Annotated in this window: 25 protein-coding genes; 15 read left to right on the top strand and 10 right to left on the bottom strand. The window is 62.5% G+C overall.

What is annotated here, in order from left to right; genetic code table 11:
* Positions 1-38 precede the first annotated feature (38 nt).
* Together nadD and HU737_RS19535 are read right to left on the bottom strand one after the other, a co-directional pair.
* Positions 39-731, bottom strand: a complete 693-nt coding sequence (nadD, locus tag HU737_RS19530) for a nicotinate-nucleotide adenylyltransferase (protein ID WP_186556662.1) — start codon at positions 729-731, stop codon at positions 39-41.
* Positions 700-1,971 carry a glutamate-5-semialdehyde dehydrogenase gene (locus HU737_RS19535; RefSeq protein WP_186556661.1) on the bottom strand — a complete coding sequence of 424 codons (1,272 nt, stop codon included), beginning with the start codon at positions 1,969-1,971 and terminating at the stop codon, positions 700-702. The genes nadD and HU737_RS19535 overlap by 32 nt, the downstream gene beginning before the upstream one ends.
* Positions 1,972-2,288: 317 nt before the next feature.
* On the opposite strand from HU737_RS19535, the gene HU737_RS19540 reads away from it, so the two are divergent.
* Positions 2,289-2,981, top strand: coding sequence for a DNA-3-methyladenine glycosylase (locus HU737_RS19540; RefSeq protein WP_225915627.1), 693 nt, complete (start codon positions 2,289-2,291; stop codon positions 2,979-2,981).
* Between the two features lie 3 nt (positions 2,982-2,984).
* A complete protein-coding gene (locus HU737_RS19545; RefSeq protein WP_186556659.1) occupies positions 2,985-4,301 on the top strand; it encodes a bifunctional DedA family/phosphatase PAP2 family protein in 1,317 nt (438 codons plus the stop codon).
* Positions 4,302-4,383: 82 nt separating this feature from the next.
* Here the strand turns inward: HU737_RS19545 and HU737_RS19550 are convergent, their stop codons facing one another.
* From HU737_RS19550 to HU737_RS19560, 3 genes are read right to left on the bottom strand one after another with little or no spacing between them, the layout of a single operon-like run.
* The gene (locus HU737_RS19550) at positions 4,384-4,974 is read right to left on the bottom strand and encodes an LON peptidase substrate-binding domain-containing protein (RefSeq protein WP_186556658.1); all 591 of its coding nucleotides are present in this window, start codon (positions 4,972-4,974) and stop codon (positions 4,384-4,386) included.
* 9 nt (positions 4,975-4,983) lie between these two features.
* Positions 4,984-5,700 (bottom strand): LrgB family protein, encoded by a 717-nt coding sequence (locus HU737_RS19555; protein ID WP_186556657.1) that lies wholly within the window; start codon positions 5,698-5,700, stop codon positions 4,984-4,986.
* Complete coding sequence (locus HU737_RS19560; RefSeq protein ID WP_186556656.1) at positions 5,697-6,059, bottom strand: CidA/LrgA family protein; 363 nt, start codon at positions 6,057-6,059, stop codon at positions 5,697-5,699. The genes HU737_RS19555 and HU737_RS19560 overlap by 4 nt, the downstream gene beginning before the upstream one ends.
* A gap of 159 nt (positions 6,060-6,218) precedes the next feature.
* Here HU737_RS19560 and HU737_RS19565 point away from each other — a divergent pair, with 159 nt between their 5' ends.
* The 3 genes from HU737_RS19565 (at position 6,219) to HU737_RS19575 (ending at position 9,282) form a co-directional block, all read left to right on the top strand.
* Positions 6,219-6,674, top strand: coding sequence for a MaoC family dehydratase (locus tag HU737_RS19565; protein WP_186556655.1), 456 nt, complete (start codon positions 6,219-6,221; stop codon positions 6,672-6,674).
* Between the two features lie 203 nt (positions 6,675-6,877).
* Complete coding sequence (locus tag HU737_RS19570; RefSeq protein ID WP_186556654.1) at positions 6,878-8,611, top strand: C13 family peptidase; 1,734 nt, start codon at positions 6,878-6,880, stop codon at positions 8,609-8,611.
* 26 nt (positions 8,612-8,637) lie between these two features.
* The gene (locus HU737_RS19575) at positions 8,638-9,282 is read left to right on the top strand and encodes an oxidoreductase (protein WP_186556653.1); all 645 of its coding nucleotides are present in this window, start codon (positions 8,638-8,640) and stop codon (positions 9,280-9,282) included.
* Positions 9,283-9,432: 150 nt separating this feature from the next.
* Here the strand turns inward: HU737_RS19575 and HU737_RS19580 are convergent, their stop codons facing one another.
* The 4 genes from HU737_RS19580 to HU737_RS19595 form a co-directional block, all read right to left on the bottom strand.
* Complete coding sequence (locus HU737_RS19580; protein ID WP_186556652.1) at positions 9,433-9,720, bottom strand: YceK/YidQ family lipoprotein; 288 nt, start codon at positions 9,718-9,720, stop codon at positions 9,433-9,435.
* On the bottom strand, positions 9,717-10,346 hold the full coding sequence (gene ubiX, locus HU737_RS19585) for a flavin prenyltransferase UbiX (RefSeq protein ID WP_186556651.1): 630 nt from the start codon (positions 10,344-10,346) through the stop codon (positions 9,717-9,719). The genes HU737_RS19580 and ubiX overlap by 4 nt, the downstream gene beginning before the upstream one ends.
* Positions 10,346-11,695, bottom strand: coding sequence for a UDP-N-acetylmuramate:L-alanyl-gamma-D-glutamyl-meso-diaminopimelate ligase (mpl, locus tag HU737_RS19590; RefSeq protein WP_186556650.1), 1,350 nt, complete (start codon positions 11,693-11,695; stop codon positions 10,346-10,348). The genes ubiX and mpl overlap by 1 nt, the downstream gene beginning before the upstream one ends.
* A 66-nt stretch (positions 11,696-11,761) precedes the next feature.
* Positions 11,762-13,792 carry a sigma-54-dependent Fis family transcriptional regulator gene (locus tag HU737_RS19595; RefSeq protein ID WP_186556649.1) on the bottom strand — a complete coding sequence of 677 codons (2,031 nt, stop codon included), beginning with the start codon at positions 13,790-13,792 and terminating at the stop codon, positions 11,762-11,764.
* A 268-nt stretch (positions 13,793-14,060) separates the two neighbouring features.
* Here HU737_RS19595 and exaC point away from each other — a divergent pair, with 268 nt between their 5' ends.
* The 10 genes from exaC to HU737_RS19645 all read left to right on the top strand — a co-directional run bounded on the left by exaC (position 14,061) and on the right by HU737_RS19645 (position 24,805).
* Positions 14,061-15,581 carry an acetaldehyde dehydrogenase ExaC gene (exaC, locus tag HU737_RS19600; RefSeq protein WP_186556648.1) on the top strand — a complete coding sequence of 507 codons (1,521 nt, stop codon included), beginning with the start codon at positions 14,061-14,063 and terminating at the stop codon, positions 15,579-15,581.
* Between the two features lie 225 nt (positions 15,582-15,806).
* Positions 15,807-17,255, top strand: a complete 1,449-nt coding sequence (eat, locus tag HU737_RS19605) for an ethanolamine permease (protein ID WP_186556647.1) — start codon at positions 15,807-15,809, stop codon at positions 17,253-17,255.
* Positions 17,256-17,304: 49 nt separating this feature from the next.
* A complete protein-coding gene (locus tag HU737_RS19610; protein ID WP_186556646.1) occupies positions 17,305-18,699 on the top strand; it encodes an ethanolamine ammonia-lyase subunit EutB in 1,395 nt (464 codons plus the stop codon).
* Positions 18,700-18,707: 8 nt separating this feature from the next.
* Positions 18,708-19,526 (top strand): ethanolamine ammonia-lyase subunit EutC, encoded by an 819-nt coding sequence (eutC, locus tag HU737_RS19615; protein WP_186556645.1) that lies wholly within the window; start codon positions 18,708-18,710, stop codon positions 19,524-19,526.
* Positions 19,527-19,635: 109 nt separating this feature from the next.
* On the top strand, positions 19,636-20,094 hold the full coding sequence (locus tag HU737_RS19620; RefSeq protein ID WP_186556644.1) for a GNAT family N-acetyltransferase: 459 nt from the start codon (positions 19,636-19,638) through the stop codon (positions 20,092-20,094).
* Between the two features lie 274 nt (positions 20,095-20,368).
* On the top strand, positions 20,369-21,016 hold the full coding sequence (locus HU737_RS19625) for a DedA family protein (RefSeq protein WP_186556643.1): 648 nt from the start codon (positions 20,369-20,371) through the stop codon (positions 21,014-21,016).
* 7 nt (positions 21,017-21,023) lie between these two features.
* Positions 21,024-21,839: a M90 family metallopeptidase gene (locus HU737_RS19630; protein ID WP_186556642.1), complete on the top strand. Its 816-nt coding sequence runs from the start codon at positions 21,024-21,026 to the stop codon at positions 21,837-21,839.
* 105 nt (positions 21,840-21,944) lie between these two features.
* Positions 21,945-22,472 (top strand): inorganic diphosphatase, encoded by a 528-nt coding sequence (gene ppa / locus HU737_RS19635; protein WP_110737970.1) that lies wholly within the window; start codon positions 21,945-21,947, stop codon positions 22,470-22,472.
* A gap of 188 nt (positions 22,473-22,660) precedes the next feature.
* Positions 22,661-23,359, top strand: a complete 699-nt coding sequence (locus HU737_RS19640) for an XRE family transcriptional regulator (protein WP_186556641.1) — start codon at positions 22,661-22,663, stop codon at positions 23,357-23,359.
* Between the two features lie 555 nt (positions 23,360-23,914).
* Entirely contained in the window at positions 23,915-24,805 is an 891-nt protein-coding gene (locus HU737_RS19645) for an alpha/beta hydrolase (protein ID WP_186556640.1), read from the top strand.
* 37 nt (positions 24,806-24,842) lie between these two features.
* Here the strand turns inward: HU737_RS19645 and HU737_RS19650 are convergent, their stop codons facing one another.
* Complete coding sequence (locus HU737_RS19650; protein WP_186556639.1) at positions 24,843-25,817, bottom strand: zeta toxin family protein; 975 nt, start codon at positions 25,815-25,817, stop codon at positions 24,843-24,845.
* Positions 25,818-25,902: the final 85 nt, after the last annotated feature.

Below are 25,902 nucleotides of genomic sequence, written 5' to 3' on the forward strand. Positions count from 1 at the left end.
CTCGTTCAACTCATTGAATGAGGCGCCCAATGGCGCCGTCAGTTGGACGCACGATACAGATCGTGCGCCTCGATATAGGCCAGTACTGCGTCCGGCACCAGGAACCGCACCGACTTGCCGCTGGCCAGCAGCTGTCGGATTTGCGTGGCAGACACCGCGAGCGGCGTCTGCCAGACGAACGAAATATGCCCCGCCGGGCCAGACATGGCGGCGGGATCGCTCTCCGAGCGCGCCGCCAGAAGGTTGCGCAGCTCGTCAGGGGGTTCGACATCGGCATCCGGGCGTTGCAGCACCAGGATGTGACAGTGTTGCAGCAACTCTTCCCAGCGATGCCAGCCAGGCAGGCCGCAAAATGCATCCCAACCCAGCACCAGGAACAGTTGGTCGTCGTCCGCCAGCTCGGCCCGGATCGATTCCAGGGTGTCGATGGTGTACGACGGCTTGTCGCGTGCCAGCTCCCGGGCATCAACGCTCAGGCATTCGACCCCGCTAACCGCGCTTTGCACCATGGCCAGGCGATCCTGCGCCGACACCTGTGGCGTGTCGCGGTGTGGCGGTCGAGCGTTGGGCAGCAGGCGCAGCTCGTCCAGGCCCATGAATTCGGCCACTTCCAGCGCGCTGCGCAGGTGGCCGATATGCACCGGGTCGAAGGTACCGCCGAGAATGCCGACGCGCCGCACTGGCTGGGCGGTGCTCAACTCAGCAGGACTCCTGGCCGCGCAGTTGACCATCGCCGATCACTACATACTTCTCGCAGGTCAGGCCTTCCAGGCCGACCGGGCCGCGGGCGTGCAGCTTGTCGGTGGAAATCCCGATTTCTGCGCCCAGGCCATATTCGAAGCCGTCGGCAAAGCAGGTCGGGGTATTGAGCATCACCGACGCCGAGTCCACCTCGGCCATGAAGCGCCGGGCCTGGCCCTGGTGTTCGGTGATGATCGAATCGGTGTGGTGCGAGCCGTAATGGTTGATGTGCTCGATAGCCTGGTCCAGGCCGTCGACCACACGAATCGACAGGATCGCGTCGAGGTATTCGGTGTGCCAGTCGTCTTCACTGGCAGGCTTGGCCTCGATGATCGCCTGGGTAGGCTCGCAGCCGCGCAGCTCGACGCCCTTGTCCTGGAAGCGGCGGGCCATTTCCGGCAGGAAGTCGCTGGCCACGCTTTGATCGACCAGCAACGTCTCCATCGCGCCACAGATGCCGTAGCGGTAGGTCTTGGCGTTGAAGGCCACGCGCCAGCCCTTGTCCAGATCAGCGTGCTGATCGATATAGACGTGGCAGATGCCATCGAGGTGCTTGATCACCGGCACGCGCGCATCACGGCTGATGCGCTCGATCAGACCACGGCCGCCGCGCGGGACGATGACATCGACGAACTCCGGCATGCTGATCAGCGCGCCGACGGCTTCGCGATCGGTGGTCTCGACCACTTGCACTACCGCCGCCGGCAGGCCGGCGGCAGCCAGGCCACGCTGGATGCAGGTGGCGATGGCGCGATTGGAATGAATCGCCTCGGAGCCGCCACGCAGGATGGTGGCGTTGCCCGATTTGAGGCACAGGCTGGCAGCGTCAATGGTCACGTTCGGGCGCGACTCATAGATGATGCCGATCACCCCGAGCGGTACGCGCATCTTGCCCACCTGGATCCCCGACGGGCGGTAGCTCATGTCACGGATGGCGCCGACTGGGTCCGGCAGGCTGGCAACCTGGCGCAGGCCAGTGATCATGCCGTCGATGCGCGCCGGGGTCAGGGCCAGACGGTCGAGCAGAGCTGGCTCAAGGCCATTGGCACGGCCAGCGGCCAGGTCCTGTTCATTGGCTGCGGTCAGCTCGCTGCGGGCAGCGTCCAGCGCGTCGGCGGCGGCCTGCAGGGCGCGGTTCTTCTGCGCGGTGCTGGCACGGGCGATCACGCGAGAGGCCTCGCGGGCGGCGCGACCCAGGCGGGTCATGTAGTCAAGAACGGACTCAGTCATGGGCTCGGTGTCTTGGCGAAAGGGGAAATCGGCTGATTATAACTGGCACGCCCCTATACGCCCAGCGGCGGGTGGCGGATGGTAGAAGATGGCGGGGGTAATGGGTAGGAAAGATGTAACGGGCCTTATCAGAAATTTCCTGATCCGAACCGACGCTATCGCGGGACAAGCCTGCTCCCACGGGGATTCTCACAGCCTGCGTGGCAGCGGGCTTGCCCCGCGATGAGGTGAACACTGACACCACGCAGTCGCTCAGTTCAGCCTCGATTAAGCGATTAATTGCTATGATCCGCGCCACTCAACCACGAACGATCAGCATGCCCGACCCAGCCCCCTGCCCGGCACGTGCCCTGCCCGACAGCTTTTTCGACCGTGACGCCCAGACCCTGGCCAAGGCATTGCTGGGCAAGGTCATTCGTCATCGCCACGGCAATCTCTGGCTGGCCGCGCGGATCATCGAGACCGAGGCCTACTACCTGAGCGACAAAGGCAGCCACGCCTCGCTCGGTTTCACCGAAAAACGCAAGGCGCTGTTTCTCGATGGCGGGCACATCTACATGTATTACGCCCGTGGCGGCGATTCGCTCAATTTCAGCGCCCATGGGCCTGGCAACGCCGTGCTGATCAAATCCGCCTACCCGTGGCTGGACGCCATCTCCGGTGCCAACAGCCTGGCACAGATGCAGCTGAACAACCCTGACGCCAACGGCAACATCCGCCCAGACGAGCGCCTGTGCGCCGGGCAGACCTTGCTCTGCCGCGCGCTGGGCCTGAAAGTGCCGCACTGGGACGCCAAGCGCTTCGACCCAGATCGTCTCTATGTCGAAGACTGCGCCACCCGTGTGCCGCAGATCATCCAATGCGCGCGCCTGGGCATCCCGCACGGGCGCGACGAACACCTGCCGTACCGTTTCGTCGATGCTCAATTTGCCCGCTTTTGCACACGGAACCCGCTGCGTCGGGGCCAAGTCGAAGGCCGGGACTACTTCATTCTGGAACAAGGAAGCTGACTCATGGGCCAATGGCTCGACAGCCTGACCGGCTGGCTCAGCGCCAACCCGCAGTGGCTTGGCCTGGCAATCTTTCTGGTGGCGTGCATCGAATGCCTGGCCATCGCCGGCATCATCGTACCGGGCACCGTGCTGCTGTTTGCGGTCGCGGTGCTAGCCGGTAGTGGCGCCTTCACCCTCGGTGAAACCCTACTGCTGGGCTTTGCCGGCGGGCTGCTCGGCGATGCGCTGTCCTACAGCATCGGCAAGTACTTCCACCAGAACATCCGCCGCCTGCCACTGATCCGCCATCACCCGGAATGGATCGGCAGCGCCGAGACCTACTTCCAGCGCTACGGAATCGCCAGCTTGCTGGTCGGGCGCTTCATTGGACCACTGCGGCCAATGCTGCCGATGGTCGCGGGCATGTTCGACATGCCCCTGCCGCGCTTTATCGCCGTCAGCATGGTGGCCGGCGCCGGTTGGTCGGTGGCCTACCTGCTGCCCGGCTGGGCCACTGGCGCGGCCATGCGCCTGCCATTGCCGGAAGGCTTCTGGCTCGATGCCGGGCTGATCGCCGGGACACTGGCGGTACTGATCGGCCTGAGCCTCAATAGCAGCATCCGCGACCAGCGCCATGGCACCCGCTTGATCGCCGCCCTGAGCTTCCTGGCGCTGGCCGGGCTGTTCATCGGCTGGCCTTATCTGCACGAGTTCGACCAGGGCGTAATGACCCTGGTGCAGGAGCATCGCAGCCAGGCCGTGGATGGCGTGGTGGTGCTGGTTACCCGTCTGGGCGACTTCCAGACCCAGCTGTTCCTTGGCGCGCTGCTGACCGGTTTACTGCTGTTGGCACGGCAATGGCGTCATGCGCTGTTTGCCGGTGGTGCATTGATGGGTACTGCGCTGGCTAATGGCACGTTGAAGTGGTTGTTTGCGCGGGCACGACCTGAAGTGCTGACCGACCCGCTGACCAGCTACAGCATGCCCAGCGGACATAGTTCGGCGTCGTTTGCGTTCTTCTTGGTGATGGCCATTTTAGCCGGACGTGGCCAACCGCCGCGGATGCGGCTGACCTGGGTGCTGCTTGGCTGCCTGCCGGCGCTGTCGATTGCGCTGTCGCGGGTGTACCTGGGCGCGCATTGGCCGACCGACATTCTCGCCGGTGCGCTGCTGGCGTGCTGTGTGTGCGCTGTGAGCCTGACCCTGATGCAGTATCGCCAGCCGCTGAACGCCTTGGGCCAGCGGGTTTGGTGGCTGGTGTTGCCGGCGTGCGTGGCGTTGTTGGCGTTCTTTGCCTTGCATGCGTTGCCGCAGGCTTTGCTGCGTTATCAGTATTGAGTGAGTCAGGGCCGGCCTCATCGCGGGGCAAGCCCGCTCCCACGCCAAGGATGTGAATGGAGCCGCACAGGCAAACGACCTATCAGGCAAACAACTCGCCCTGAATCCGCTCGAGCAGGTTCTGAATCGCCGCCAAACGCTCCTGCGGCGAATCGATGGTCAGCAAATCCAACTTGTCCTCTTCCATGAACGGCAGCAGGTAAGCCAGCTGATTGGCCAACGACAGCTGGCCGTCGACCGGCCGGGGCATATCCAGTGCCTCGACCATCGGGTGCTCACCCAGGGCCAGCAGCAGCGCGAGCAAATCATCCTCATGCTCGGTCAATTCGCTGTCCGTGCCGTCCGCTAGCCAGTGCACCTCGCCCAGCAGCAATTGGTCCTTCTGCACCTCGGTCTGGATCACCTCGAAGCGCCGCACGCCCTCGACGCGGATCCCCAGCAAGCCGTTGTCCTGCTGGGTGAAGTCGCGAATCAGCGCCTCACAGCCAATCGAAGCCACCACCGGCGGCGCCTTGCCAACCTGCTCGCCCTCCAGGATGCATACCACGCCAAAACCGCTGCCTTGTTTCATGCAGCGGCCGATCATGTCCAGGTAGCGCGCCTCGAAGATCTGCAAGTCGAGCATGCAACCGGGAAACAGCACGGTATTGAGCGGAAACAGCGGTAGCGTCATCACAAATCCTCAGGCCACCAGGCTAACCGCCAACGGCAGGAACACCGCCGTGGCCACACCCATCAGGCTCATCGCCAACGCGGCGAAGGCGCCGCATTCGTCACTTTCCTGCAAGGCCACCGAAGTGCCCACCGCGTGCGCGGTCACGCCCAGCGACATGCCCCGCGCCTCTGGGCTGAGTACGCCAAAGCGGGTCAGCAGCGCCGGACCGAAAATCGCCCCGATCACCCCGGTAATCAACACGAACACCGCCGCCAGCGCGGCCACGCCACCGATTTGTTCGGCCACCAGCATGGCAATCGGCGAGGTCACCGACTTTGGCGCCATGGTCATCAGGATCATGTGCTCGGCACCGAACCACCAACCCAGCAACAGGCACGCCAGGGTGGCAAACAGGCCTCCGATTACCAGCGTAGTAAATGTCGGCCAGAACAGCTGGCGAATGCGCCGCAGGTTCAGGTAGAGGGGGACCGCCAAGGCCACCGTGGCCGGGCCGAGGAGGATATTCATGATCTCGGTGCTTTTGCGGTACTCGGCATAGTCGATACCACAGGTGACCAGCACGCCGATCACCAGCAGCATCGACACCAGCACCGGCTGCAGGAAGATCCAGCGGGTTTTCTCATAGCCTGCCAGCACGATCTGGTAGGCCCCCAAGGTGATGCCGATGCCAAACAGCGGGTGATGAATGACCGCGTTGAGCGCGCCGTGCCAGTCGAGGGTCATGGTTGCTCCTCGCGTTTGCCTTGGCGATGGATGAGCTTTTGCATCAATACGCCGACGAACACCAGGGTGGCCAGGCACGACAGCACCAGCGCACCGACGATTGCCCAAAAGTCTGCGGCAATGTCATTGGCATACACCATCACCCCTACCGCCGGCGGTACCAGTAACAGCGGCAAGTAGCGCAGCAGACTGGAAGCGGCCTCGTTCAGCGGCTTGCCGACCTCGCCGCGAATCATCAGGAACACCAGCAACAGCAGCAGGCCAATGATCGGCCCAGGCAGAATGGGCACACACAGATGGTTGATTGCCGTACCCAGCAGTTGGAACAACACCAGCCAGGTCAAACCACGCAACAGCATAAGCATCTCCTTCGGGCATGGCGGCTATTATAAGCACGCGTTGGTTATGCCTATAAGCCGATATTCGCCGAAAACATGGCAACTTGACCGCAACCGCGCGACGTGCTGATCTTGGACTTTCGTACCACCCGAACAGCAATGACAATCCGGAGAGTCACGATGCCCTATGTACCTGTTGCAGAGCTTTCGCAGTACGTTGGAAAGGAACTGGGACGTTCCGAATGGCTGAAAATCGATCAGCAGCGCATCAACCTGTTCGCCGAGGCTACCGGCGACTTCCAGTTCATCCATGTCGACCCTGAAAAAGCCAGCAAGACCCCCTTCGGCGCCACCATCGCCCATGGTTTCCTCACCCTGTCGTTGATTCCCAAGTTGATGGAAGACATCCTGGTCCTGCCTGAAGGGCTGAAGATGGTGGTCAACTATGGCCTGGACAGCGTGCGCTTCATCCAGCCGGTGAAGGTCGATAGCCAGGTTCGGCTCAAAGTCGAGCTAACCGATGCCACCGAGAAGAAGCCGGGGCAGTGGCTGCTCAAGGCTACCGCCACCCTGGAGATCGAAGGCGAGGAGAAACCCGCGTATATCGCTGAGCCGTTATCGTTGTGCTTCGTCTGATCCTTCCTTGCACTGATCTGTAGGCGCTGACGAAGCCTGTAAACGAGGGTGTATTGCCCTCGCTTTAGCGACTGGATGCCTTGGGGGCTGCTGTGCAGCCCATCGCAGGCTGCGTGAGCCCCACGCATTCCCTGGCTCGCCAGCGCTGTCTGTGCCAACACATTCTGCGGCATACTCGGTAGATCTATCGCCCGGAATCCGCCATGCGTCCTCTGCTGCCCCTCGCCCTGACCTTGTTGCTCGCCGCTTGTGGCGAAGGCGAACCGCTGTCGCCGCCGGACGCGCGCCTGCCCGATGGTGGCCGCTATCGCGGTGCAGTGGTCAACGGCCTGCTGCAGGGCGAAGGCCGCATCGACTACCCCAACGGCAGTTGGTACGCCGGCACCTTCAACAATGGCCAATGGCATGGCCAAGGCGAATGGCACGGCAGCAACGGCGAGGTCTACCGCGGGCAGTTCGCTGGCGGCCTGTTCGATGGCCTGGGCGACCTGACCACCCCCGGCAGCCACTACGCCGGCACCTTCAAGCACGGCCGGCGCGATGGCGAAGGCACCCTCAAGCAGAACGATCAGGTCTATCGCGGCCAATTCAAGGACGACCAGTACCACGGTGCTGGTGAACTGGAGTTGGCCGATGGCAGCCGCTATCAGGGCCTGTTCGCCAAGGGCAAACCCAATGGCGCCGGGGTGCGCAGTGATGCCAGTGGCAATCAGTTCAGCGGCCGCTTCATCGATGGCCAGTTGCAAGGCAGCGGCACCTACGACAGCGTCGAGGGCGAGCAGTACATCGGAGAGTTCAAGGACAACCGCCTGGAAGGCCGCGGCCGCTACGAGAACGTCGACGGCGACGTGTGGATCGGCGAATTCAAGGACGGCTCGCTCGATGGCGAAGGCGAACTGCTTGGCAGCGATGGCAGCCGTTACAAGGGCGGCTTTCGCCAATGGCGCTTCAATGGCCAAGGCCACCTGCACCTGGCTGACGGCAGCCAATACCTTGGCGGTTTCGTCGATGACGCTTACCAGGGCCATGGCCGGCTGACCCAGGCCAACGGCCGGGTCGAGAGCGGCTACTGGGTCAAGGGTGTGCGGGTGCGTGACGAAAAAGGCAAGCTGTTGCCCGACCCGCTGGACCTGGCCCTGCTCAATCAAGGCAAACTGCTCGCAGACGCCCTGGCCAAGGTCCCGCACTCCAAGCCGCCGATCCAGCTCTACAGCCTGGTGGTCGCTGGCGATGGCCAGCAGAGCGTATTCCTGCGCGAGGCCGACTACGTCAGCAACATGCTCAAGGTACGCTTTGGCGCCCATGGCCAGATCACCCTGGTCAACCACCGCGATCACCTGACCGACCGCCCCATGGCCACCCGCGAGAACCTCACCCGCGCCGCCAAGACCCTGGCCGAGCGCAGCGGTCCGGAAGACCTGGTGTTCGTCTATCTGACCAGCCATGGCAGCCACGACCATCAACTGGTGCTCGACCAGCCGCGCCTGCAACTGGCCGACCTGTCCGCCGACGAACTGGCCAGTTCATTGGCGCCGTTAAAAGATCGCGACAAAGTCATCGTCATCTCCGCCTGCTATTCAGGGGGCTATATCGCCCCGCTCAAGGACGACCGGACCTTGATCATGACCGCCGCGCGCCCCGACCGGGTGTCATTCGGTTGCTCGGAAGAAGCCGACTTCACCTATTTCGGCGATGCCCTGTTCGCTGAAGCGCTGAACCAGACCGACGACTTGAAACAGGCGTTTGAACTGGCGCGCGCCAGCGTTGCCGAACGGGAAGCAAGGGAAGGCTTCGAAGCCTCGGAACCGCAGCTGTGGGCACCGCCCGCCGTGCTCTCGCACTGGCAGCGCCTACGCCGGCAACAGGCCGAGCAAGCCTTGCGCAATGAAGCTCAGACAGCCAACCCGGCGCAGGAAAAAAACCCTGCCAGCCACTAAGCTGTGTGTAACAAGGGAGAGACATCATGTACTTGACGCCTCAGCATGTCCTGCTTGCCGGAGCCACCGGTCTTACCGGTGAACACCTGCTCGACCGCCTGCTCAACGAACCGACCATCAGCCGGGTGCTGGCGCCAACTCGCCGACCCCTGGCCGAGCACCCGCACCTGGAAAACCCAGTGGGTGACCCGGCGGTGTTTCTCCCGCAACTGGGCGGACGCGTCGATATCGCGTTCTGTTGCCTGGGTACTACCCTCAAGCAGGCAGGCTCGGAGTCGGCCTTCCGCGCGGTGGATCTGGACATGGTCGTGGCCTTCAGCAAGCGTGCCCGGGAGATGGGCGCGCGGCACCTGCTGGTGGTCAGCGCGATTGGCGCCGATGCCAAGTCGTCGATTTTCTACAACCGGGTAAAGGGCGAGATGGAAGAGGCGCTCAAGGCCCAGGACTGGCCACAGCTGACCATCGTGCGGCCGTCACTGTTGCTTGGCGAGCGGATCGAACCGCGCCTGGGCGAGCGTTTGGCGGCGCCGTTCTCCAAGTTCATGCCGGGCAAATACCGCGGCATCGAGGCGTGCACCTTGGCACGTGCGCTGTGGCGGCTGGCGCTGGAGGAGGAAGACGGCATTCGGGTTGTGGAATCGGATGAGCTGCGCAGGCTTGGTCGGAAGTGATTAAGATCCTGGGGCCGCGTTGCGGCCTTCGCGGGCAAGCCCGCTCCCACAGGGACCGCGCCCATCTTCAGAGCGGCGCCCTCCCTGTGGGAGCGGGCTTGTCGGGGCGACGAACCGCCGCGAAGGGCCGCGTTGCGGCCCCAAAAAATCTCACAGACCACCAGTAGCGTTGAAGCTCACCCCAAGCGCCGTCAACACCGACAATGGCAGCAACAAGGTATCGAGCAACAGGCTCCCCGGTAAATCCAACCGCGGATAAGCCGGCGCCTCGGCGCCAAACCTATCCAGCGGGCAACAGCCGCCGTTCATGACATACCAATCCAGACGCGTCCCGGCATACACCAAGGGCGCCCCCGGCTTGCTGGCATCCAGCGTACGCACCGTGGCGCAGCCACCCAGCTGGGCCAGCACCAGCAACCCCAGCAACGCCCGCCTCAATCATCGACCCCATAATGATGCTCGCCCCAACGCGGCAGCATGTCCTGCGGGATGTTCAGCAGATTGAGAATCCGCGCGACAACGAAGTCGACCAGATCATCGATAGTCTGCGGCTGGTGATAGAAGCCCGGCGCCGCCGGCAGGATCACCGCGCCCATCTGCGACAGCTTGAGCATGTTCTCCAGGTGAATGGTGGAGAACGGCGCCTCACGCGGCACCAGAATCAACTGGCGACGCTCTTTCAGGGTGACGTCGGCAGCGCGTTCGATCAGGTTGTTGCAGGCGCCTGTAGCGATCGCCGACAACGTCCCCGTCGAGCACGGCACCACCACCATCGCCGCTGGTGCTCCGGAGCCAGAGGCCACCGGCGACATCCAGTCTTCCTTGCCATACACCCGGATCTGCCCATCGGCGGCGCCGGTGTATTCGGTGAGGAAGGCCTGCATCGCCTGGGGCTTGGCTGGCAGCAGCACGTCGGTCTCGGTGGCCATCACCAGTTGCGCGGCCTTGGAGATGAGAAAGTGCACCTCTCGGTCCTCCCGTACCAGGCAGTCGAGCAGGCGCAGGCCGTACTGCGCCCCGGAGGCGCCGGTCATGGCCAGGGTGATGCGTTCCGGCCCGCTCATCACTGCAACGCCTCGGCCAGTTTGCCGTGCAGGCCGCCGAAGCCGCCGTTGCTCATGATCACCACGTGGGTGCCCGGCCGTGCCTGGCCTTTGACCCGCTCGATGATCGCTTCCAGGCTGTCGGCAACCACGGACGGCACCTTGCACTGGGCGGCAGTGGCTGCCAGGTCCCAGCCGAGGTTGGCCGGGGCGTACCAGATGACCTGGTCGGCGTCGTTGACGCTTTCCGGCAAGCCATCGCGGTGAGCGCCCAACTTCATCGAGTTGGAGCGCGGCTCGATCACTGCAATCACTGGCGCTTCGCCCACCCGCTTGCGCAGGCCGTCGAGGGTGGTGGCAATGGCGGTCGGGTGGTGGGCGAAGTCATCGTAGATGGTCACGCCCTGGACTTCGGCGACCTTTTCCATCCGCCGCTTGACGCTCTTGAAGGCGCTCAGACCGTCAATCGCCATCGCCGGTACCACGCCGACGTGGCGGGCAGCGGCCAAGGTAGCCAAGGCGTTGGCGACGTTATGCTGGCCGGTCATCTCCCACTTCACGATGCCTTGGGCAACCCCGTCGAACAGCACTTCAAAGTGCGAGCCATCGGCACTGAGCAGGCGCGCTTGCCACTGGCCGCCTTCACCCGTGGTTTGCACCGGCGTCCAGCAACCCATGCCGATCACCCGCTCCAAGGCTTGCTCGGTGGTCGGATGGATGACCAGGCCTTCGCTTGGAATGGTCCGCAACAAGTGATGGAACTGCCGCTCGATAGATGCCAAATCCGGGAAGATGTCTGCGTGATCGAACTCAAGGTTATTGAGGATCGCGGAACGCGGGTGGTAATGCACGAACTTCGAACGCTTGTCGAAGAAGGCGCTGTCGTATTCATCGGCCTCGACCACGAAGAACGGCGTGTCGCCCAGGCGCGCCGACACCGAGAAGTTCTGCGGCACGCCGCCGATCAGGAAGCCCGGGCTCATGCCGGCATGCTCCAGGACCCAGGCCAGCATGCTGCTGGTCGTGGTCTTGCCATGAGTACCGGCCACCGCCAGCACCCAGCGCCCCTGCAGCACATGGTCAGCCAGCCACTGCGGGCCGGAAACGTACGGCAGGCCCTTGTTCAGGACATATTCGACCGCAGGGTTGCCGCGCGACATGGCATTGCCGATCACCACCAGATCCGGCGCCGGTTCCAGCTGGGCAGGGTCGTAGCCCTGGGTCAGCTCGATGCCCTGAGCCTGGAGCTGGGTGCTCATTGGCGGATAGACGTTGGCATCGGAGCCGGTGACCCGATGGCCCAGCTCCTTGGCCAGGACCGCCAGGGAACCCATGAAAGTGCCGCAAATACCAAGAATATGAATGTGCATGATCGACCTCGCAAAACGTCGAGGCAGGGTAGCCCAGGGCGAGCGAAATCGCACCCGCTGTTTCGTTCAGCCAGCCCTGGCGATGCCGTGTTTGCGAAGTTTTCGATACAAGGTATTGCGGCTGATGCCCAGGTGGCTGGCGACGTTGGTCAGGTGCCAGCGGTTTTGTTCCAGCACAGCCAGCAAGACACTGCGCTCAGCATCCTCTAGAGGAAGATCGGCGCGTAAAGGAAGATCGGCATGCAGAGGTAGATCAGCGCGTGGAGGTAGATCAGCGTGGGAGCGGGCTTGCCCCGCGATAGCGCCGGCGCAGACACCAGCGAACTGACCCATGTCGCTATCGCGGGGCAAGCCCGCTCCCACGCAATCCGTATTAGATCGCACCAGCACAGGCAAATCGCCATAGGTAATGCGCTGGTTGTCGCACAGCGCCACCAGCGTGCGCAGCACATTGCGCAGTTGCCGCACGTTACCCGGCCAGGCGAATGCCAACAGCGCCTGGCGCGCCTGCGGCTCGATCTCGATGCGCTGCCCTTCAGCTTCCTGGCGCAACAAAAAGTCCAGCAGCGGCGCTTTGTCACTGCGCTCACGCACCGCCGGCAACGCCACTTCCAGGCCGTTGAGCCGGTAGTACAAGTCTTCACGGAAGCTGCCCTGCTCCACCCGCTGCAAGAGGTTGCGGTGGGTAGCGCTGATGATCCGCACATCCACCGCCTGCGCCTCACCACCAATCGGCACCACCTGGCGATCCTCCAGCACCCTGAGCAGTCGCGTCTGCAACGCCAGCGGCATATCGCCGATTTCATCGAGCAACAACGTACCGCCATCGGCCTGCAGCAGTTTGCCGCGCATGCCTTCCTTGCGCGCACCGGTGAAACTGCCACCGCGATAACCGAACAACTCGCTCTCGATCAAACTCTCTGGCAGCGAAGCGCAGTTGATGGCCACAAAAGGTTTGTGCCGACGCTGACTGGCCTGGTGCACGGCCTGGGCGAACGCCTCCTTGCCGCATCCAGTCTCGCCGCGCAGCAGCAGCGGCACGTCGCGCTCGAACACGCGAACGGCCCGGCTGAAATCAGCTTTAAGAGCCGGATCGAGCAGACAGATCTGCGCCTGCGCCTCGGCCGTTTGCAGCGGCATCGCCGCTGGCACTGCCCAAGCTGCTGTACGTGCCTGGCCACGCAGGCTGGCGAACACCTGGCGGCCGTCGCGGGTATGCAGTGGCCAGACTGCGCTGCCCTGCGGCGTGGCACGGCCGAGCAAATCATCATGGCTACAGGCAAAAAACATATCCACAGGCTTGCCCAGCACTCCACCACGAATAGTGCCGAGCAGATTCAACGCACTCTGGTTGACCGCACTGATCCGCCCTTCGCCATCGAATGCCAGCAACCCTTCACTGAATAGCCCGACCGATTCGGCCTGCAAATGGAAACGCAGCAGCCACTGATGCTCGAAATGGCGCAGGAAATAACAGCTCTCGATCATCTTCGCCGAGAGGTTGACCAGCGCCATGGTATGGAATTGGCTCTGGCGCGAGACATCTGGCCGAGCCGAAGACACGTCGAGTACCGCCAGCAGCTCGCCATGCGGGTCGAACACCGGGCTCGCCGAGCAGGTCAGCCCGGTGTGGCGGCCACGAAAATGTTCGTTTTGATGGATGGTCAGCGCCTGACGCTCGACCAGGCAGGTGCCAATGCCATTGGTGCCCTCACTGGCCTCGCTCCAGTCGGCGCCCAACCACAGCCCGGCGCGCTCGAAAATACGCCGCTCGGTAGGCGCGGTGACGCAATTGAGGATCACCCCACGGGCGTCGGTCAGCAATACCGCGTGCCCCGCGCCCGATAGCTGCTGGTGCAGGCTGTTCATTTCGGTGCCGGCGATCTGCAACACCTGGCGCAGGCGTTCGCGGGTTTCCAGCAGGCGCCCGTGTTCGAGCACCACCGGCGCCTGGCCACGGTCAGGGTCGAGGTGATAGTCCTCCAGGCAGCGCAGCCAGGAGCGGGCGATCGAAGGGTCGCTAGCAGGTCCGCTGCCCTCGCCACGGGCAACTGTCAGGACTTGATGGGCATGGCGGCTGAACGCATTGCTCTGCATTTGTTGTTGTGCTCCGCAGATAGAGACTCAGGGCCAGCATCCTCCACCCGGCAAGGCTTTGCAATGGCGCACTGACCCACAGGTCACGCAGCGTGTCATTAGCGGTACAAACTGTCACTGCGCCCGTGCCATAGCGGGTACACAGGGGCTCAACAATACCGGAATGAGCGCAGTAACTCCTTGATTCACAAGGAGCGCCCGGCAGTGGCCCAAGCTTTGCTCTACGCTTTCCAACTCCCCAACAAACACAATAGCCAGGAGAGACACCATGCGTTACGCACATCCCGGTACCGAAGGCTCCAAGGTCAGCTTCAAGAGCCGTTACGGGAACTTCATCGGTGGCGAGTTCGTAGCTCCGGTCAAAGGGCAATATTTCGAAAACACTTCTCCGGTGAACGGCAAGCTGATCGCCGAATTCCCCCGCTCCACTGCCGAAGACATCGATAAGGCGCTGGACGCCGCGCATGCAGCCGCCGACGCCTGGGGCCGCACCTCGGTGCAGGACCGCTCCAACGTCCTGCTGAAAATCGCCGACCGCATCGAGCAGAACCTCGAACTGCTGGCCATCACCGAAACCTGGGACAACGGCAAGCCGGTGCGCGAAACCCTCAACGCCGACATCCCACTGGCCGTGGACCACTTCCGCTACTTCGCTGGCTGCATCCGCGCCCAGGAAGGCGGCGCCGCCGAGATCAACGAAGGCACCGTGGCCTATCACATCCACGAACCGCTGGGCGTGGTCGGGCAGATCATTCCGTGGAACTTCCCGATCCTGATGGCCGCCTGGAAACTCGCCCCGGCCCTGGCCGCCGGTAACTGCGTGGTGCTCAAGCCGGCCGAGCAGACCCCACTGGGCATCACCGTGCTGGTCGAGCTGATCGGCGACCTGCTGCCGCCGGGCGTGCTAAACGTGGTGCAAGGTTATGGCCGTGAAGCGGGCGAGGCCCTGGCCACCAGCAAGCGCATCGCCAAGATCGCCTTCACCGGCTCCACCCCAGTCGGCTCGCACATCATGAAATGCGCAGCCGAGAACATCATCCCGTCCACCGTCGAGCTGGGCGGCAAGTCGCCGAACATCTACTTCGAAGACATCATGCAGGCCGAGCCGAGCTTCATCGACAAGGCTGCCGAAGGCATGGTCCTGGCGTTCTTCAACCAGGGCGAAGTGTGCACCTGTCCTTCGCGGGCGCTGGTGCAGGAGTCGATCTACCCGCAGTTCATGGAAGCGGTGCTGAACAAGGTCAAGAAGATCAAGCGTGGCGACCCGCTGGACACCGACACCATGGTCGGCGCCCAGGCCTCGCAGCAACAGTTCGAGAAAATCCTCTCGTACCTGGACATCGCCCAGGAAGAAGGCGCCGAGCTGCTCACTGGCGGCAAGGTGGAAAAACTCGAAGGCGCCCTGGCGACCGGCTATTACATCCAGCCGACCCTGCTCAAGGGCAACAACAAGATGCGCGTGTTCCAGGAAGAGATCTTCGGCCCGGTGGTCAGCGTCACTACCTTCAAGGATGAAGCCGAAGCGCTGGCGATTGCCAACGACACCGAGTTCGGTCTGGGCGCCGGCGTGTGGACCCGTGATATCAACCGCGCCTACCGCATGGGCCGTGGGATCAAGGCAGGCCGGGTGTGGACCAACTGCTACCACCTGTACCCGGCGCACGCCGCGTTTGGCGGCTATAAGAAATCCGGCGTAGGCCGTGAAACCCACAAGATGATGCTCGATCATTATCAGCAGACCAAGAACCTGCTGGTGAGCTACGACATCAATCCGCTGGGCTTCTTCTAACACCGGGTGATCCCATCGCGGGGCAAGCCCGCTCCCACAGGTACACCACTGCATTTGAAACTGTGCTGTCCCTGTGGGAACGGGCTTGCCCGCGAAGAGGCCGGCACTGACTTTTACCATTCCAGACCGGATCGTCTGAACGAACCGCTCTGGCTCGCTTCCTGCAGTACCCATCACCATCGGCCGGAAGCCTTCCGGCCACCAAGAAAAACAACAGGTGAACCTATGCCAAGCGATCATTCCGGTAGCACACCGGCCACTTCTTCCGTCGACTTCGAAAAAGTCGGCTCAGACTATTTCCAGCAACGTGAACTGAAAAAAGGCGCCGCCGGCTGGGTCTTGCTGGTCGGCCTGGGGGTCGCCTACGTGATCTCCGGCGACTACGCCGGGTGGAACTTCGGCCTGGCCCAAGGCGGCTGGGGCGGCATGTTCCTCGCCACCCTGCTGATGGCCACCATGTACCTGTGCATGTGCTTCTCGCTGGCCGAACTGTCGTCGATGATCCCCACCGCAGGCGGCGGCTACGGCTTCGCCCGTAGCGCCTTCGGCCCCTGGGGCGGCTTCTTGACCGGTACCGCGATCCTCATCGAATACGCCATCGCCCCGGCCGCTATCGCGGTGTTCATCGGCGCCTATTGCCAGTCACTGTTCGGCATCGGCGGCTGGATGATTTATCTCGCCTTCTACATCGTCTTCATCGGCATCCACATCTTCGGTGTTGGCGAGGCGTTGAAACTGATGTTCATCATCACCGCGGTGGCGGCGATTGCCCTGGTGGTGTTCCTGATCGGCATGGTGCCCCATTTTGATGCAGCCAACCTGTTCGATATCGCCCCAACCAGCGCGGCAGGCGCCAGCAGCTTCCTGCCATTCGGCTACATCGGCGTGTGGGCGGCGATCCCCTATGCGATCTGGTTCTTCCTGGCGGTCGAAGGTGTGCCATTGGCTGCCGAAGAAACCAAGAACCCCAAACGCGACCTGCCGCGCGGTCTGATCGGGGCGATGCTGGTGCTGCTCGCCTTTGCCCTGCTGATTCTGGTGATCGGCCCGGGTGGCGCGGGTTCCGAAGCGCTCAAGGCCTCGGGCAATCCTCTGGTCGAGGCGCTGTCGAAGGCTTACGGCGGCTCAACCTGGATGGGCAACTTCGTCAACCTGGTCGGCCTTGCTGGCCTGATCGCCAGCTTCTTCTCGATCATCTACGCCTATTCGCGGCAGATCTTTGCGCTTTCTCGCGCCGGCTACCTGCCACGCAAATTGTCCGAGACCAACAAAAGCAAAGCGCCCGTGCTGGCCCTGGTCATCCCGGGGATCATCGGTTTCGCCCTGTCGCTGACTGGCCAGGGTGACTTGCTGATCCTGGTCGCGGTGTTCGGCGCCACCCTGTCGTACGTGCTGATGATGGCCGCACACATCACCCTGCGTATTCGTCGCCCCAAGATGGAGCGTCCGTACCGCACCCCAGGCGGCATCTTCACCTCGGGCGTGGCCCTGGTCTTGGCGTGCCTGGCGGTGGTCGCCGGATTCCTGGTCGATCCGCGCGTGGTGATTGGCGCGGCAGTGATCTATGGGGTATTAATTGCCTACTTTGCTTTCTACAGCCGCCACCACTTGGTAGCGGGGACGCCGGAAGAGGAATTCGCCGCGATCCAAAAGGCCGAAGAGGCCCTGCACTGATCGCCGATACGCGCCGCAGCTAGCTCCTGCGGCGCTCTGGAGAGTCTGTATGGCAAGTTTCGTACACACGGTAGGCAACCTGGTCTACCGCTTCGACAGCCTCAAGGAAGTCATGGCCAAGGCCAGCCCGGCGCGCTCGGGCGACTTTCTGGCTGGGGTCGCGGCCAGCAACGACGGCGAACGGGTCGCCGCGCAGATGGCCCTGGCCAACATCCCGCTCACGCATTTTTTGAGTGAGGCGCTGATCCCTTATGAGCAAGACGAAGTCACCCGGCTGATCATCGACAGCCATGACGCCGAAGCCTTTGCCCCGGTCAGCCACCTGACGGTGGGCGGCCTGCGCGACTGGCTGCTCGGCGAAGACGCCACGCAAGACAGCCTACGCGCCCTCGCCCCCGGCCTGACCCCGGAAATGGCTGCGGCAGTGTCGAAAATCATGCGCGTGCAGGATCTGGTGCTGGTCGCGCAGAAAATCCGCGTGGAGACCCAGTTCCGCGGCACCATGGGCCTGCGCGGTCGGCTGTCGACCCGCCTGCAACCGAACCATCCGACCGATGAACCGGCCGGGATCGCCGCGAGCATCCTCGACGGGCTGCTGTATGGCAACGGTGACGCCATGATCGGCATCAACCCGGCCACCGACAGTATTTCTTCGATCTGCGCCATGCTGGAAATGCTCGATGCGATCATCCAGCGCTACCAGATCCCCACCCAGGCCTGCGTGCTGACTCACGTCACCACCTCGATCGAGGCGATCAACCGCGGCGTGCCGCTGGACCTGGTATTCCAGTCCATCGCCGGCACCGAGGCGGCCAACGCCGGCTTTGGCATCAATCTCAATGTCCTGCAGGAAGGCTATGAAGCCGGCCTGTCGCTCAAGCGCGGCACCCTCGGCCAGAACCTGATGTATTTCGAAACCGGCCAAGGCAGCGCCCTGTCGGCCAACGCTCACCATGGCGTTGACCAGCAGACCTGCGAAACCCGCGCCTATGCCGTGGCCCGCCATTTCAAGCCGTTTCTGGTCAACACCGTGGTCGGCTTCATCGGCCCGGAATACCTGTACAACGGCAAGCAGATCATCCGCGCCGGCCTGGAGGACCACTTCTGCGGCAAGCTGCTGGGCGTGCCGATGGGCTGCGACATCTGCTACACCAACCACGCCGAAGCCGACCAGGACGACATGGACACCCTGCTGACCCTGCTGGGTGTGGCCGGGATCAACTTCATCATGGGCATCCCCGGCTCCGACGACATCATGCTCAATTACCAGACCACCTCGTTCCACGACGCGCTATATGCGCGCCAGACCCTGGGCCTCAAGCCCGGCCCGGAATTCGAGGCGTGGCTTGAGCGCACCGGCATCTTCACCCAGGCCGATGGCCGCATTCGCTTTGGCGACAACCTGCCGCCCGCTTTCCGCCAAGCCTTGGCGCAGTTGGCCTAGAGGTGACCATGGAACGACACACGCCCACCCACGACAACCCCTGGTTGGCCCTGCGCAATCTCACCCCGGCGCGGATTGCCCTGGGCCGCAGCGGCATCAGCCTGCCGACCGGCGCCCAGCTGGATTTCCAGTTCGCTCACGCCCAGGCCCGTGATGCGGTGCACCTGGCCTTCGATCACGCGAGCCTGCGCAGCCAACTGAGCGAACGCGGCCGAGACAGCCTGCTGTTGCACAGCGCCGCCAGCGACCGCGACCAGTACCTGCAACGCCCGGATCTGGGCCGCCGGCTGAACCAGGAGTCGGTCCAGCAACTGCGCGAGCACGCCCAAGCCAATCCGGGTGGCGTCGACCTGGCCATCGTGGTCGCCGACGGTCTGTCGGCCCTGGCCGTACACCGCCATACCTTGCCGTTGCTCGCGCGCTTCGAAGAGCAGGCCGCCGCTGACGGCTGGAGCAGTGCCCCGGTGGTGCTGGTCGAGCAAGGCCGGGTTGCCGTGGCCGATGAAGTCGGTGAACTGCTTGGCGCACGCATGACCGTGATGTTGATCGGCGAACGCCCTGGCCTGAGCTCGCCAGACAGCCTTGGCCTGTACTTCACCTACGGCCCCAAGGTCGGCCTGACCGACGCCTATCGCAACTGCATTTCCAACGTACGCCTGGAGGGTTTGAGCTACGGCATGGCCGCTCACCGCCTGTTGTACCTGATGCGCGAAGCCTGCCGGCGCCAGCTGTCGGGGGTGAATCTTAAGGACGAAGCCGAGGTCCATAGCCTCGACACTGAAAACTCTTCAAGCAAAAGCGGAAACTTCCTACTTGGGGAAGAGTAAAAATCATGTCACGGAAGGTGGATTGCGCTTCTAGCCTGCATTGGGGCAGCATGCCCTTGAAAGCTGCTGGCAATCCGCTGTTTCCCCAAATGGACTCTGAGGGCCGCACATGCGCATCATCAAGGCAACCCTGGAACACCTCGACCTGCTCAACCCGTTGTTCGTGAAGTACCGCGAGTTCTATGGGCAGTTGCCCTATCCGGACAGTTCGCGCAGCTTCCTCGAGAAGCGCCTCAGGCTCAAAGAGTCGGTGATCTACCTGGCGCTGGCGGATGATGACGACAGCAAGCTGCTGGGTTTCTGCCAGCTGTATCCGAGCTTCTCGTCGCTGTCGCTCAAGCGCGTGTGGATTCTCAACGACATCTACGTGGCCGAAGACGCCCGGCGCATGCTGGTGGCCGACCACCTGATGCGCGAGGCCAAGAAAATGGCCAAAGAAACCAATGCCGTGCGCATGCGGGTGTCGACCAGCAGTGATAACGAGGTGGCGAAGAAAACCTACGAATCCATGGGCTTTCGCGAAGATACCGAGTTCACCAGCTACATTTTGCCGATCAACCAGGATTGAGCTACCCCACGCGAGGTCGCTATGCGGGTTGTGGCCAAGCGTGGGAGCGGGCTTGCCCCGCGATTGCGGCAACCCGTTCCCACGTAGCCCTCATCCCAGCCAAACCATCGTAACCCGCCGCTACAATCTCCCCGGGCACAATCTCCCCTTGTCCGTATAATGCCCCTCCTACATGTGTGAAAATTTACCCACTCGCAGGTAAACAAGCCTACGGCCTTGCCGATCTCCGTCTTTGCGCGCCCGTAGTCGCGGGTCAAGAACACAGGTGCTGTACATGGATTTCAACCCGCTGGACCTTATCCTGCATCTCGATGCCTACCTCGATCTGCTGGTCACCAACTACGGCCCCTGGATCTACGCCATTCTGTTTGCCGTGATCTTCTGCGAGACCGGCCTGGTGGTGATGCCCTTCCTGCCCGGCGACTCGCTGCTGTTCATCGCTGGTGCCGTGGCCGCAGGCGGCGGAATGGACCCAGTACTGCTGTCCGGCCTACTGATGGCGGCGGCAATCATGGGCGACAGTACCAATTATGTGATCGGGCGAACGGCGGGCGAACGCTTGTTCAACAAACCCGATTCGAAGATCTTCCGCCGCGATTACCTGCAGCGCACCCACGAATTCTACGAGCGCCACGGCGGCAAGACCGTGACCCTGGCGCGTTTCCTGCCGATCCTGCGCACCTTTGCGCCGTTCGTCGCCGGCATCGCCCACATGCATTACCCGCGCTTCCTGGCCTTCAGCGTCGCCGGCTCGCTGTTGTGGGTCGGCGGCCTGGTCACCCTGGGCTTCTTCTTCGGCAATGTGCCGTTCATCAAGCAGCACCTGTCGCTGATGGTCGTCGCCATCATCGTCTTGTCGCTGGTGCCGATGATCCTCGGTTTGCTGCGTGGCCGCTTCGGCCGCGCCGCCAAGGCGCACTGACCGGCCCATGTGGTCGTTACGCGCCTGGCGGCGTCGACGTACCCTGGCCCGTTATCCGATCGATGCCCAGCTGTGGCAGGCTGTTCGTGAACAGCTGCCACTGCTCGACGGTATCAGCGAGGAAGAAGACCGCTGGCTGCGCGAAGCCTGCGTGTTGTTTCTGCATGACAAGCACCTGACCACCCTGCCCGGCGTCGAGCTGGACGACCAGCAGCCCCTGCTGCTCGCCGCCCAGGCCCAGTTGCCACTGCTGCACCTGGGCGACCTGGACTGGTATCAAGGCTTTCACGAAATCATCCTCTACCCCGACGACTTCAAAAGCCCCCAGCGCCACCGCGACGCCAGCGGCGTCGAGCACGTGTATGACGGCGAACACAGCGGCGAAGCCTGGCAACAAGGCCCGGTGATCCTGGCCTGGGACGGCGTGCTCAGCGGGGGTGGCTGGGAGGCCTACAACCTGGTGATCCACGAGCTGGCGCACAAACTCGACATGCTCAACGGCGACGCCAACGGCCTGCCGCCACTGCACAGCGACATGCACGTCGGCGACTGGTCCAAGGCCATGCAACACGCCTACGACGATCTCAACCGGCAGCTGGACGCCAACCCTGAAGCCGAGACCGCCATCGACCCCTACGCTGCGGAAAACCCCGGCGAATTCTTTGCCGTCACCAGCGAGTATTTCTTCAGCGCCCCCGACCTGCTGCACCAGGCTTATCCACAGGTGTACCAGCAATTGGCGCTGTTCTACCGCCAGGATCCATTAGCCCGCCTGAGCCAACTACAGGCCGAACATCCGCTGTACCGCGATCATCAGCACTGACATGCTCCTGCACACGCCCGCACATCAGGCAGGGCGTGGCGTGGCCCAGCAGAATATGCCTATAATCGCCGCCAATTTTCCGATCAGACACGGGGGCACTGCCCAATGAGCTACAGCAAGATTCCGGCTGGCAAAGACCTGCCGAACGACATCTACGTCGCCATCGAGATCCCGGCTAACCACGCGCCGATCAAATACGAGATCGACAAAGACAGCGACGCGCTGTTCGTCGACCGTTTCATGGCTACCCCGATGTTCTACCCAGCCAACTACGGCTACATCCCCAACACCCTGGCTGACGACGGTGATCCGCTCGACGTGCTGGTCGTGACCCCTTACCCGGTCGCTCCAGGCTCGGTCATCCGCGCCCGTCCAGTCGGCATCCTGAACATGACCGACGACGGCGGCGGCGACGCCAAAGTCATCGCCGTACCGCACGACAAGCTGTCGCAGCTGTACGTCGACGTCAAAGAGTACACCGACCTGCCAGCGCTGCTGATCCAGCAGATCGAGCACTTCTTCGCGAACTACAAAGATCTCGAGAAGGGCAAGTGGGTCAAGATCGAAGGCTGGGACGGCGCTGACGCCGCCCGTGCCGCGATCACCAAATCGGTTGCAGCCTACAAAGGCTAAGCCCGATGGGTATCTAGAGCCCCGCTTCGGCGGGGCTTTTTTGTGCCTGCTCAACGGCGGTAAGGGCAATATCCAAGAAAAGTCCTACTCAGTCCTAGGAGCCGTCTCTCAATACACGCCATTTCTCACACACCACGCAAACCTCAGGTTCATTTTCCCGCAGCCGCTTGCCCGCTAGACTCGGACCCATGACTACCTCTGGTGACCGCCTAAAGTCACTCCTTCAGGAGTGCGAACTAACCCCTTCCGACTTCGCTGCCCAGCGCGGCGTCACGCCCCAGCACGTCAACAACTGGTTCAAGCGCGGTATTCCTCTGGCCCGCCTCGATGAAACCGCCGACCTGTTCTGCGTGCACCGTCGCTGGCTGCTAAGCGGCGAAGGCCCTAAACATCCAAGCCCGATCCTGCGCCAAAGCCTCTTAACGCCCACCCCGGCAAAAGCCAGCCCGCTGCTGGGCGACGATACGCGCATGATAAACATCGCCCTACACAGCGTGCGCAACAGGCGTCTGCAAGCCGACCAACACAGCTATCTGCCGCTCCCCCAGCAAGCCCTCGAAGCGCTTGGCGTGGCAGTGGAACAGGCCATCTGCGTGAACATGCCCGCCGCCAACATGGCCCCGCTGATCCCCGTGAACGCCATCGTTGCCATCGACCGGGGCATGACTCAAGTCGTCGAAGGCCAAGCCTATGCCCTACTGCACAACGGCCAACTGAAAGTGCACAGTCTCAGCCTCGGCAACAACGACACCCTGTGTTTACACAGCCACGACCGCCGCAATTACGCCGTCGAGCGCTACACCCCCGCCCAACGCCATGCGCAAGGCCTGGAAATCCTTGGCCGGGTGTTTCATTGGTCATATTTCAGCCAGCCAGTATCAGGCTGAAACACCCAGTGCCACTTTTTGCTGGGCAACACGAGCGAGCCCTAGTATCCTTGCCCGCACATTTCGCCCCAGACCGGCCAAGGCCGCGCTCCAGAGGGCCTGGCGACGCCTCATACAGCCGTCTGCCATCTTTTTCATGGTCCTTGAGGCCATACCGTTTAAGGCGGTTGCGGCTTACCAAAAATGAGCCAAGATCGTCCCCGAGAAGCCGGCCACAAGCCGGCTTTTTAATGCGTAAAATTTGAGTTGGCACTGACACACCACGTGACACAAGGATCGTTGTGCCCTGGCCGCTATGCGCGCACGTCCCTAAAAGACATCGAGACTTACGCGCCGCAGTGTGTGGCCATCGCCGATGCCAAGGTAAAAATAGCAACCTTGAGCAATCCGCCAAAATTTCCTGCGTTAGGACAAATCCAGTGCCGGCTCTGGTCGACCCCACCTACCAAGCCTCCCCTGCTGACCCAACCGGCTGGACGATGCTTGTATAGCGAAGTCTTCTGAAGACTCGTCACAGCAGATGACGCGCGGAGCAAGCCATAACGAGATCGCCTGATGAAACTGACCACCTTCACCCTGGCATTGGCCCTCGTGATAACCAGCGCCCCCGCCCTGGCACGACCCATGCCGGAGCAGAAAATGGACACCAGCCTGCTGCAACGTCAGGACCTGGCCTACCGCTTCACCACCCTCACACTGGATTCGGCCGACGGCAAGCGCCACTACCAGCTATGGATCGGCACGCCCCAGCGACCCGCCCCTGCAACAGGCTATCCGGTGCTGTGGATGCTCGATGGCAACGCCGCCCTCGGCGCGCTCGACCCAGCCCTGCTCGATCAACTCGCCAAGGGCCAGGCACCACTGCTGGTTGCCGTAGGCTATCAAACCGCGCAACGCATCGAGCGCAGCGCCCGCACCTACGACTACACCCCTGCCCTGCCAGGCCAGCGCGAGCAGCTCGATCCGCTCAGCGGACAGCCCAGCGGTGGCGTGCAACAGTTCTTCGATCTGCTTAGCCAGCGCATGCGGCCGATGGTGGCCGAGGTGGCCCCCATCGACGCCAGTCGGCAGACCCTGTGGGGACACTCTTACGGCGGCCTGGCGGTACTGCATGCACTGTTCACCCGCCCTGGCGAGTTCAGCACCTACGCTGCCGCCAGCCCCTCGCTGTGGTGGCATGATGGCGCCGTCGTCAATGAGGCGCAGGGTTTGCAACAACGCCTGGGTGACGCCCGACCGAACCTGCTGCTGATGCGCGGCGGTGACGAGCCATCCAACCCGCGCGCAGCGGTCAAAGGTGATGTCGAGCGTCCAGCACGCGAACTGGTCGCTGACCTGGCGAAGGTGCAGGGACTACAGGTGCGCTTCGAACGCTTCGACGGGTTGGGGCATGGGCCGATGTTGCCGGCGTCCCTGCGACGAGTGATCGAGACGATGGCCAAGTAATCTCAGCACAGCCCGTCAACACTACATGTCATGGCGCTCAAGGGTTTACATATCTGAGGACATAAAGGCACAACTCACGGAACACAGCGGTCGGCATGTCAGTAATCTGTGCCTTGCCCAAGGTTTTACAACAAGCCGCTGCCATCTTTTGGCGCACTTCCTTGCCCATCAATCCGGCATGCACAACTTGCGAGTATTGAATGTATGAGCAAGGAAAACTCTCCTTGGCGTTGCGACTGATCTTGAAGCTCAGATGCGCTAGATATACAAACGCTTGCCCTAAGTAGTTCTGCTGCGGGGCTAGTTCGCCGATGGCGTTGCACGTGCTGTAGCAGACCGGCCGACTTTCCATATCGGTCTCCATACCGCGCAGATACAGGACGATTTGCGATCCAACCTTCTGCGTGCAGGCATTTTCGAAAGCATCGAGAATCTTTCGCGCGTTGGCCTGCGCTTCCTCGATCTGGGTCAAGGTCACCACGCGCTCCAGCTCGCCTTTGGCCACGCTTTTAACCACCCGGTCGAGCGAGGCCCAATGGCTGAGCTCCTTCTGGCAAGCAATCACATGCACTTCGAACTGGTAGCCAAGATTCGCCGCTACTGGGGGGAACTTGGCGAAACCTGGGTTATCCAGGGCCGTTTCCATGATGATGTTGTACTTGTTCTCCATGGCATAGCTACAGATCATCTCGCCCAACCGCCAGATAAAATCCTCGGTGTGCTCGTAGACATGCAGCACGCCGTTAGGCTTCATCGTCTCGTAGGACGGGTGCAGCTCGCGGAAGGAAGGCAGGTACAAGCGCACATAGTTTTCGTAGCGCTTGCTGCGTAACAGGGTGTTCTCCAGCAGGTAGGTTTTACCCGAGCCCTGGGCGCCGGCGAGGATGAGGATCTTCGGACTGGGCAAGCTATCGCCCGCATCAATCTCACGGGTCTTGTTGAACAAGCTGTTATGGAGCTGCTCGAAAGCGTTTTGCACATCGACAGCAGTGAAGGGATATTGGGTACTCATAATCGTCTCTTGTTGATCTGCCCCGTATTGGGCAGATCAACAAGGTAGAGCACGCAGCATAACCAGCGAGGTAGATAGTTAAGCC

Origin of the sequence: Pseudomonas urmiensis, from assembly GCF_014268815.2 — a bacterium.
GTDB lineage: Bacteria > Pseudomonadota > Gammaproteobacteria > Pseudomonadales > Pseudomonadaceae > Aquipseudomonas > Aquipseudomonas urmiensis.